The organism is Faecalicatena contorta (genome assembly GCF_001404335.1).
Taxonomy (GTDB): Bacteria; Bacillota; Clostridia; order Lachnospirales; family Lachnospiraceae; genus Faecalicatena; species Faecalicatena contortus_B.
The window spans coordinates 89,433-99,538 of record NZ_CYZU01000017.1 but is presented as its reverse complement, the minus strand read 5'-3'; the positions used below and the strand labels follow the sequence as shown (position 1 = coordinate 99,538).

Annotated in this window: 10 protein-coding genes and 1 pseudogene; all 11 read left to right on the top strand. The window is 47.6% G+C overall.

The annotated features are described in order from the left end of the window. The first annotated feature begins 408 nt into the window (after positions 1 to 408). The gene (locus ARB69_RS28460) at positions 409 to 516 is read left to right on the top strand and encodes a hypothetical protein (protein WP_420319456.1); all 108 of its coding nucleotides are present in this window, start codon (positions 409 to 411) and stop codon (positions 514 to 516) included. Between the two features lie 170 nt (positions 517 to 686). Further along, complete coding sequence (locus tag ARB69_RS28245; RefSeq protein ID WP_242857577.1) at positions 687 to 803, top strand: IS66 family transposase; 117 nt, start codon at positions 687 to 689, stop codon at positions 801 to 803. Between the two features lie 27 nt (positions 804 to 830). Continuing rightward, positions 831 to 1,187: a transposase domain-containing protein gene (locus tag ARB69_RS27665; protein WP_055153029.1), complete on the top strand. Its 357-nt coding sequence runs from the start codon at positions 831 to 833 to the stop codon at positions 1,185 to 1,187. Positions 1,188 to 1,223: 36 nt separating this feature from the next. After that, complete coding sequence (locus tag ARB69_RS10625; protein ID WP_055153027.1) at positions 1,224 to 2,117, top strand: Fic family protein; 894 nt, start codon at positions 1,224 to 1,226, stop codon at positions 2,115 to 2,117. Positions 2,118 to 2,275: 158 nt separating this feature from the next. Next, positions 2,276 to 2,740 carry a low molecular weight protein-tyrosine-phosphatase gene (locus tag ARB69_RS10620; RefSeq protein ID WP_055153025.1) on the top strand — a complete coding sequence of 155 codons (465 nt, stop codon included), beginning with the start codon at positions 2,276 to 2,278 and terminating at the stop codon, positions 2,738 to 2,740. 64 nt (positions 2,741 to 2,804) lie between these two features. After that, positions 2,805 to 3,512 (top strand): hypothetical protein, encoded by a 708-nt coding sequence (locus ARB69_RS10615; protein WP_055153024.1) that lies wholly within the window; start codon positions 2,805 to 2,807, stop codon positions 3,510 to 3,512. A 25-nt stretch (positions 3,513 to 3,537) separates the two neighbouring features. Continuing rightward, positions 3,538 to 6,819: pseudogene (locus tag ARB69_RS10610) on the top strand (UvrD-helicase domain-containing protein). A gap of 129 nt (positions 6,820 to 6,948) precedes the next feature. Further along, positions 6,949 to 7,944, top strand: a complete 996-nt coding sequence (locus tag ARB69_RS10605) for an N-acetylmuramoyl-L-alanine amidase family protein (RefSeq protein WP_055153022.1) — start codon at positions 6,949 to 6,951, stop codon at positions 7,942 to 7,944. A 344-nt stretch (positions 7,945 to 8,288) separates the two neighbouring features. Further along, positions 8,289 to 8,729 (top strand): LytTR family DNA-binding domain-containing protein, encoded by a 441-nt coding sequence (locus tag ARB69_RS10595; protein WP_050640564.1) that lies wholly within the window; start codon positions 8,289 to 8,291, stop codon positions 8,727 to 8,729. Then, positions 8,730 to 9,227 carry a hypothetical protein gene (locus tag ARB69_RS10590; protein WP_050640563.1) on the top strand — a complete coding sequence of 166 codons (498 nt, stop codon included), beginning with the start codon at positions 8,730 to 8,732 and terminating at the stop codon, positions 9,225 to 9,227. After that, positions 9,211 to 10,062: an ABC transporter ATP-binding protein gene (locus ARB69_RS10585; RefSeq protein WP_055153018.1), complete on the top strand. Its 852-nt coding sequence runs from the start codon at positions 9,211 to 9,213 to the stop codon at positions 10,060 to 10,062. Before ARB69_RS10590 ends, ARB69_RS10585 begins: the two co-directional genes overlap by 17 nt. Positions 10,063 to 10,106 lie beyond the last annotated feature (44 nt).

Here is a 10,106-nt window from a genome sequence, read left to right as displayed (position 1 = left end):
AAACTTGTAGTTTTCTGGAGTTATTATCTCATAGATAGATAAAACTAGCACGGTACTAGTGATTTACCGTATACTGCTGAAAAGTAGTCGGGTATTTTTTCTATCATGGCTGAAAATTAAGCTCTTACCGCAAAAAGGCCAAAATTCTTTTATTCTGGGCAAATTTTCCTCTGCCCCGGAATGCAGTACCCTATAGGAATGAAATTTTTCCTATGGTATACTTCTGGTAGAGATTCCAGAAAATTGAGGCTGTGTTATGGATCCGTTTTTTATAGAGGAACAACTGAACAGGATGAGCGGGAGGATATCATCACCCTAATGAAAACCATGCAGGAGCAGTATCGGAAACAGGAGACAAAGCTCTAGGTCCTTGAAGAAAAAAACAAAGGAATTGAAATCCTGAACGCGGTGATCTCTGACCGTCTGACCCTTGCGCAGCGGAAACAGTTTGGCACATCCAGCGAAAAATACGCGGATGGATATACCCAGCTGAGCCTTTTTAACGGGGCAGAGTAGGAAACAGATCCGGGTGCGCCGGAGCCGGAAATGGAGGAAATCCATCCGTCTTCCTATAAAGGAAAGAAGTGTCCCGGCAAATAGGAGAAGACCTTTCCGCCTTTGAAACGGAAAAGACGCCTTCCCTTCTTAATGGCAGTGTGGCAACACCATCCTTGGTGGCAGGTATCATGAGCTCAAAGTATGTCAATGGCATGTCCTTGGCGCGTCAGGAGCGGGAATTTGCCCGTTATGGTCTGAACCTTTCTAAGGAAACCATGGCAAATTGGATCATTCAGTGTGCGTAAAGGTATTTGCAGCCACTTTATGGACTGATGAAGGAAGAATTCCTCCAGGGCAGGTATGCCCATGGAGATGCAACCCGTGTCCAGGTGATCGACGAGCCGGACACCATCCGCGGGGCACAGGCCAGTGCAACTCTGTACAGTATCACAGAAACTGCGCTTATGAATGGACTGAAGCCATACAACTATCTCTCACATGTGATGGAAAAAATGAAAGATTTCGGTGCGTTTTCGGTAAAGGAAGAGATGGTGGATATTCTCCCATGGTCCGCCAAACTGTCGGATGATTACCTACTTACTTGCATTGGAAAAAGTCGCTTTTGGGCTTTTGTATTGTTCCGAAAAACGGGTAATATTATTCCGATAGCGTTGCTATTATTCCGATAATTTGGTATACTATTGTTCAAAGCGAGGTGCAGAAATATGTATATGTCAGTAAAACAGGCCGCAGAGAAATGGGGCATTTCAGATAGAAGAGTACGAATATTATGTGCAGAGCGGAAAATTCCAGGCGTTATCCGTGAGGGGCGCAGTTGGAAGGTTCCAGCAGAGGCGCAAAAACCTGAGGATGGCCGGTATAAGTCTGCGGAAAGCCTGCTTGAGAACATTGATAGGAAGAAAATAGAACTGGATTCCAGACGTCCTTTGACTGAGGGAGAGGTGGAGCGGCTGACAGAGGAATTTGTGGTTGAATTTACTTACAATTCCAATGCCATTGAGGGGAATACGCTGACTCTCCGTGAAACTGATATGGTACTGCGCGGTTTGACCATTGATCAGAAGCCGTTAAAAGATCATATGGAGGCGGTTGGACATAAGGAAGCCTTCGATTTTGTGCGGGAATTGGTGAAAGAACAGTCACCATTATCAGAAAGTATCATTAAACAAATCCATTATTTAGTGTTGGCTGATAAAAAAGATGACAGGGGTGTATACAGAAAAGTCCCGGTAAGAATTATGGGGGCAAAACATGAGCCTGTACAGCCGTATTTAATCCAGCCGAAGATGGATCAGTTGTTGGAGCGTTATAGAAAAAGCCCAGAGCATATCATTCCCAAGCTTGCCCGGCTTCATATTGAATTTGAAGGCATTCACCCGTTTATCGATGGTAATGGTCGCACGGGGCGCTTGCTTGTGAATCTGGAATTGATGAAAGCTGGATATCCACCGATCGACATAAAATTTGCGGATCGAATTGCGTATTACAATGCTTTTGACGAATACCATGTGAAGCATAATTTGGGAGCGATGGAGAAATTATTTGCGGGATATGTGAATGAAAGACTGGACAGCTATTTAGCAATGCTTAAAGAATGAATATTGTTGTATGGGAGATAAAAATGTTTGTTTCAGAATACTTGGCTTTGATAATGAACTGGATAATAAGGATGTATTTGACTGTATATTAGATTTAGATAGCCCATTTTTATTAACCTAAAATGTGTTATTCAAAAACTGGAAGGGATGTAATCAAGATGATAAAAATACTATTTATCTGCCACGGCAACATCTGCCGTTCCCCCATGGCAGAATTTGTTTTCCGCGACATGGTCCAAAAGAGAGGCTTACCCAATTCATTTTCCATAGCCTCAGCAGCCACAAGCCGCGAAGAAGAAGGCAACCCAGTCCATCACGGAACGGTCCAAAAGTTAAAGACCCAAGGCATCAGTACAGCCGGCAAATATGCAGTCCAAATGCAAAAGAAGGATTACGCTGCATACGACTACATCATAGGCATGGAGTACCGCAATATCCGCAACATCCACCGCATCATAGGATCCGACCCAGACCACAAGGTACACCGCCTTCTAGACTTTACCGTCAATCCCCGTGATATTGCCGACCCCTGGTACACAGGCAATTTCGACAGAACATACGACGATATAGTAGAAGGATGCGAAGGCCTGCTGTTACATATCCTGGAAAATGACAAAATATAGCTGCGAGACAGATCCCGCCTGTTTTTAACGTAACATAAAATCACCAAAAATTAGGAGATAAAGTATGAGATTAGAGCAGTTAAATCCCGTACTCCACATGGAAGATTACGAAGACATACCAGAAGATATTCTCCGCTGGAAGGACGATTCAGAGCTGCAGCAAGGGGCCGGATGGCTCCGGATCGCCAAGAAAGTTCAAACAGCCGAGAGACCGCAGCTAGACAAGTGTCCGTATACAACAGAGGGCGTCCCAATACCAAATCAGCCGTGCAATCAGCCGTGCGTAAAGGTCCCGTCCCCGCACAAGCTGTGTGTCGGCATAGGACAATATCACACAGAGATGGATGGAAACATCTATCTCTGTGTTCTTCTAAGCAGAGATACAAGAGAAGTGTTATCCTGTTCATTCGGTGTATACCGTTCCCCGGAATTAGTACAGAAAGCCCTGGAACTATTTTTTGAAATATACGACTATCCGAGCCAAAACGGACAGGAAAAATACCGGGAAATATCACTTTTCTCCAGCAGAAATCCGATTTACCAGAAAAAGCGTTACACCGACATCCTCAGCAGATTTCCAATAGAACCAGTAATGCCCCCTCCCGGAAGCAGGGGCCAGGCGGCCATAATAAGCACGTATTTTTCTCAGCTGATGAGGAGGAAGGGCAGGACTATATTCTATACATGGCAGGATGCGATAGACTGGATTTCCGACGATATCACATGTTATAATGAACAGCAAAGATACAAAAGCGGACAAGTAATTTCATAAAGTATTCAGAAGAGAGGGTGTTTATATGTACATAGCAGATTTGCATATCCATTCCCATTATTCCCGAGCCACCAGCAGGGACTGCAATCTGGAAAACCTGGACTTATGGGCGAGACGAAAGGGGATTCACATTGTCGGAACCGGTGACTTTACCCATCCGGCCTGGCGGGAAGAGATGCTGGAAAAGCTCCAGCCGGCGGAAGAAGGGTTTTACACTTTGAAAGAAGAATACCGCATATCAGACGGCTCTGTGGCGGATGTGATGATCCCAAGGTTTGTAATCACAGGAGAAATCAGTTCCATCTATAAGAAGTACGACAGAGTCCGCAAGGTACACAGCCTGATTTTGCTGCCGGGCCTGGAGGATGCGGAGATACTGGCAAGAAAGCTGGAGATCATTGGAAATATCCATTCAGACGGCCGGCCGATTCTGGGGCTGGACTGTCATGATCTGCTGGAAATTATGCTGGAGTTGTGCCCCGGTGCAATTTATGTGCCCGCTCATATTTGGACGCCCCATTTCTCCCTTTTCGGTGCTTTCTCAGGATTCGATTCCGTGGAGGAGTGCTTTGGGGATTTAGCAGGACATATCCATGCTATGGAGACCGGCCTGTCCTCTGACCCGCCGATGAACTGGCGGATTTCTGCGCTGGATCAGTATCAGCTGATTTCCAACTCAGATGCGCATTCCCCGGCTAAATTGGGCCGTGAAGCGAATCTGCTGGATATCGGGCTTTCGTTTGCAGAACTCAGGGAGGCAATATAGACCGGAAAAGGCCTGTATGGAACGATTGAGTTTTTCCCTGAAGAGGGAAAATACCATTACGACGGCCACCGAAAATGCGGCATCTGCCTGACGCCCGCGGAGACGATAAAATATAGGGGCATCTGCCCCGTATGCGGCCGAAAGCTGACAATCGGAGTGTCGCATCGGGTTGAACAACTGGCTGACCGGGAAGAAGGCTACGTTCTGACTGAGGCGAAAGGTTTTGAGAGCCTGGTGCCGCTGCCGGAAGTGATTGGTGCGTCCCTGGGGCACTCCGCGGCGAGTACAAAAGTACAGAAGGAGTACCGGAATATGCTGCGTACATTGGGACCGGAGTTCGAAATACTGCGGACGGTCCCTGAGGAAGAGGTGAAAAAAATATCGGGTCATCTGATTGCGGAAGGTATCCGAAGGCTGAGAGACGGGAAGGTAGAGCGCAATCCGGGGTTTGACGGAGAGTATGGGACAATTCAATTATTTACGCAGAACGAGATCGACAGTCTGGATGGGCAAATGAGTTTCTTTGATGCCCTTTGTATCCAGGCGGCAGAGACGGTAGAGAAACGCATCAATGAAGAGGGGAATCAGGCTGATAAGCCACAGATGTCCGGCGACGGCAAGGAGGCTGCAGCAAAAACAGGTGCAGAAAATGTTGTACCAGAGAGCATGGCAGACGGTGAGAAAACTGCCGGGGAAGCGGGCAGCCAGAACCAATCGGCGGGACTCAACCCGGAACAGGAACAGGCCGTTCGTGCCGTGGGCAGCGCAATTGCCGTGGTTGCCGGGCCAGGTACCGGAAAAACAAAGACTCTGATAGCAAGGATTTTACATATGCTGGAAGTGCGAAAGGTAAAGCCTTCCGAAATTACTGCGGTTACATTTACAAATAAGGCGGCAGGGGAGCTGATGGAAAGAATCAAAAAGGAGATTGGCAGATCCAGAAATCTGAACAAAATGCAGGTAGGGACTTTCCACGCAATCTGCCTGAATTTCCTGAAAAAACAGGGAATCGAATTCTCACTGGCGGATGATGCGGCCTCATTGGAGGCGGCAGGAAGAGCAGTGGACGAAACCGGGCTGAAGATGAAGCCAAAAGAACTGCACCGGGTGGTATCTCTTCTCAAATCGGGAATGTCCGCCGTAGAGATGCAGACCAGGCTGGTGCAAAACGGTGCGGATGAAGAGGCGCCGGATATGCCTCTGAACTGGCAGGAAGGAGTGGATGCATACCAGAGGATTCTGCAGGAACAGAAGCTGTTGGATTTTGACGACCTGCTTCTGGAGACATTAAAGCGGATGGAACAGGGAGGCGCACAGGATGGATGGGAAAAAGGGTTTTCCTATCTGCTTGTCGATGAATTTCAGGATATTAGTCCCATACAGTACCGGCTTATTCAGGCTTGGAGCAAAGGCGGAAGGGAGCTGTTTGTAATTGGGGATCCGGATCAGTCCATCTATGGTTTCCGCGGATCGGATGCGTGTTGTTTTGAAAAGCTGAAAGAGGATGATCCGGATATGCAGGAGATCCGGCTTGCATGGAACTACCGCTGTACACCTTCCGTACTTCATGCGGCTGCGTCTGTTATTTCACACAATCCGGGACCGGAGAGACGGCTCATGGCCTACAGGCAGGAAGAAATGCCGGTACGCGTAGTAAAAGCAGCAAGCGAGATGGCAGAGGCCATATTTACAGCAAAGGAGATCAACAGGCTTACAGGCGGAATCGGCATGCTGGAGGCCCAGGAGATCGGCGCCGGAAGCGGTAAAGAACGGGGATTCGGTGACATTGCCGTGCTCTACCGGACACACCGGCAGGCTGACCTGTTGGAGAAATGCCTCAGAAAAGAAGGAATCCCATATGTTACAGCGGGAAGAGAAGCATTTCTGGCAGAGGATGAAGTAAGAGGGAGCATTTCCTTCTTCAAATGCCTGGCGAATCCGGCGGATGAATTTTCTAAGAAAATATCCCTGAAGCTGTTATGGAATATGGAAATGAATGTGGTGGCAGAGGGCGTATTTCAGGCAATGGCAGAAAAGTTCAGACCCCTCTATGCAAAAAGCAGGCCTCAGAAGTTCCTGGAGAAATGGATAGAAGAAATGCAGATGCAGGATAGCACTGCGATGAAAAAACTTGCGGAGATGACTGTGTTCTATAAGAATATGGATGAATTTATGGAGGCGCTGAGCATGGGCGTGGAGAGCGATTTAAAACGCTGCGGTGACAAGCGCTATACAGGCGAGGCGGTCACACTTATGACGCTTCACGGGGCGAAGGGACTGGAATTTCCTGTAACATTCATTTATGGTGTCAGAAAAGGGCTTATCCCCTTTGAAAAAGACGATACTGTAGATACAGAAGAGGAGCGCAGGCTTTTCTATGTCGGTATGACAAGGGCGAAAGACGAACTGATACTGACAACTTCCCAGGAAGAATCCGAATTTCTCGCGGAACTTCCTGAGGAGGAAATCTGCAGGGAGCGGGCAGACAAACGTAAAAATGCGGACAGTGGGAAACAGATGAGTCTGTTCGATTTTTTATAAAAACGGACATCGGAAAAAACACTCAAAAAAGGTGCTTTAAACTTTCTTTTTGTTCATAATTTGGACAAGCGGGGCATATAATATCTCATATTTGTAATAGGGCCCGAAATGCGGCTGAAAGGGAGAATTATGGACAAGAAGAAAATCAGAGGAATAGCGGGAATAGCCGTGGTGTTAGCGGTAGCCGCGGCCGGAGTCTTTATCTATTCGGCCAGAAAGCCGGAACGGGCAGCAGGAAAACAGGTAATGGCCGGTCAGGTCAGCCGGCAGGCTTCCTCACAGACAGAAACTCCGAAAGCCGGTGCTGAGAAACAGAATAACGGAGACACTCCCAAAGCCGGCTTAGCGGAATTAAACGCGAAGGAATCAAACACGGAGGAATCAAATACTGAGAAATCAGATATTGAAGAATCGAATACAAAGAAATCAGATCCTGTAAAACCGGACACTCAGGAACCAGATACTGCAGCAGAACATGAGAAAACAGAGAACCAGATCATCATAGCGCTGGATCCCGGCCATCAGGGACCGGATGCGGGAATGATGGGAGAAGAAGAGGACGGGCCGGGTTCCGGTATCATGAAGGCGAAGACAACATCGGGCACTGCAGGCCGTTTTACCGGGCTTGCGGAATATCAGCTCAACCTGGATATAGCCAATCGGGTAAAAGCGTGTTTGGCTGAACGAGGTTTTCAGGTGGTGATGACCCGCGAAAACCATGAAACATCGGTCAGCAATCAGGACCGTGCAAAGATTGCAAATGAATCCGGAGCAGAACTTTGTGTAAGGATTCATGCAAACGGCAGTGAGAGTCCAGAGAGTGCCGGTGCTCTGTGTCTGGTTATGTCACCGGATAATCCTTATGCAGGAGGCCTGTACGAGGAGAGCTTCCGGCTCGCAGAGAATGTCCTGAATTCATACTGCGCAGCCACCGGTATTTATAACAGAGGCGTTCAAACGGACGATACCATGACAGGAATTAATTGGAGCCAGGTTCCGGTTATAATTCTTGAGATGGGATTTATGACCAACCAACAGGATGATACGCAGATGGCAGATCCAGAATTTCAGCAAAAAATGGCTGAGGGGATAGCAAACGGTATTGCGTCATATATTAGAGAATGAGCTTACGAGGAAACTTATGAGGAGTGGGATCTTTTCCTGGTCAGCAAATTTCTTAAATTATAGGAATAGTAAGAGGTAACCCACAAAATCAGTCGGCAAAAGTTGATTATGATCCAATTTTTGCCGGCTGATTTTGTGGGTTACCTTTTACTGCTGCTTAGCACAGCGGCCAGAATCCCCAACAAACAGATGCTTCCGTCTGCGTTCCGTCCCATGCCAGGCGTCCTCTTCATCCTCTCCACATGGAAACTCAGCCCCTTATTTAGGCAGGTTAGTTTATGGGGATTGTTTTTCTGATTTTGAGCAAGTATAGTTAATACAGATATTGAAAGGGGGAGGGCTTTTTGAAAATCTCGATTCAAACGGACAGTCAGATTGATGAGACAGAGATCCAGATTACCTGCCGGCATTTGACTCCGCAGCTGGAGCGGGTGATTTCGATCCTGCGCATTTTAGATTTTAAGCTGCTGGGAGAGAAGGACGGGGAATCGCATATTTTGGATATTTCTAAGATCCTTTATATTGATACGGCTGATAAGAAAACTTTTTTGTATACCAAGGACGATGTTTTTGAATCTTGCTTAAAATTATATGAGCTTGAGGAGGAACTGAAAGAGTTCGATTTCTTTCGGGCAGGAAAGTCCTGCATTATTAATCTGCGGCAGATCCAGAAGATCCGTGCGGATCTGGACAGGAAGCTGCGGGTAACGATGACAAACGGGGAGCAGCTGACCGTGTCCAGGCAGTATGCGGACTATGTGCGAAAGAAACTGGGGGTGAAATAAATGGAAGAAAAAAAGAATTTTTTTGACTTTGCGGAAAATGTACTTTGTACATTTGGGTTTATGATGATCCTGATGATGATCTTTACGTTTGCTTTCGGAGAAGAGACCCGCACTCTTTCCACGATGTTCAGGCTGGGCGGGAGCGGGATTGCGCTGGCTACGATGTGCCAGTATCTGGGGTTAGCCATACTGATCACCGGGATAAGGTTCCTTTTCTTTTCGGAAAGGGCGGCAAAATATATGCCGGAATTGTACCGGATCTGCCTGATGCTGCTTTGTTCTGTTCTGGTAATTGTACTCTTTATTATTCTGTTTAAATGGTTTCCTGTCCAGATGTGGCAGGCCTGGGTGATGTTTGTATTATGCTTTGCAATATGTTTTGGGGCCAGCGTCTGGATCATGTCTGTTAAGAACCGGATGGAAAATGAGAAACTGGAGGAAAGCCTGGAGTATCTGAAGGAAAGATGGAAGGAGGATCAGGATGGAGAACGCGATTAGTATAAGAGGTGTCAGCAAATCATTTCACGAAAAGCAAGTGCTTAAAGAGATTTCTATCGAGATCCAGAAGGGGGAAGTCTTTGGCCTGCTGGGGCCTTCCGGAGCTGGGAAAACAACGCTGATTAAGTTAATTACCGGTCAGTTAAAGGCGGACCGGGGGGAGATCCGGGTACTGGGACTGCCGGTCACTGAGCGGGCCAAAATCTACAGCCAGATGGGGGCTATGCTGGATGATTCAGGTGTTTATGAAAGGCTGAGCTGTTACGACAATTTGAAGCTGTTTACTGATATCCATGGGATTCCTAAAAGCCGGATTCGGGAAGTACTGCGCCAGGTAGGCCTGGACGGGGAAGGGCGTACGGCTGCGTCCAGCCTGTCCAAGGGGATGCGCCAGCGTCTGATCTTCGCTAGGGCGATTCTGCAGGAACCAAAGCTGTTATTCATGGATGAACCGACCGGTGCCCTGGATCCGGCTATGACGGCGGAAATACACGGGCTGATTCGTGAGCAGAAAGAGAAAGGCGCCACCATATTTCTGACCACTCATAATATGGAGGAGGCGGCAAAGCTGTGCGACCATATCGCGCTGATCCATCAGGGAAAGATTGTGGAATACGGCGAACCGGACGCTTTGTGCCGCAAGTATAATGAATTGAATCAGATTCAGATTCTATTTAAAAACGGAGAGATGATGACTCTGCCCAATTCCCCGGAGGCTGCTGACACGATATCATCCTCATTCCGGCAGGGAGAGGTAGAGAGCATCCATTCAACAGAGCCGGATCTGGAAACTGTATTTATGAAACTGACAGGAAGAAGCCTGGTGAAAGGCTGAAGCAGGCAATCCCCTTGCGTAGACTGATATTGAGAAAGAGCTGC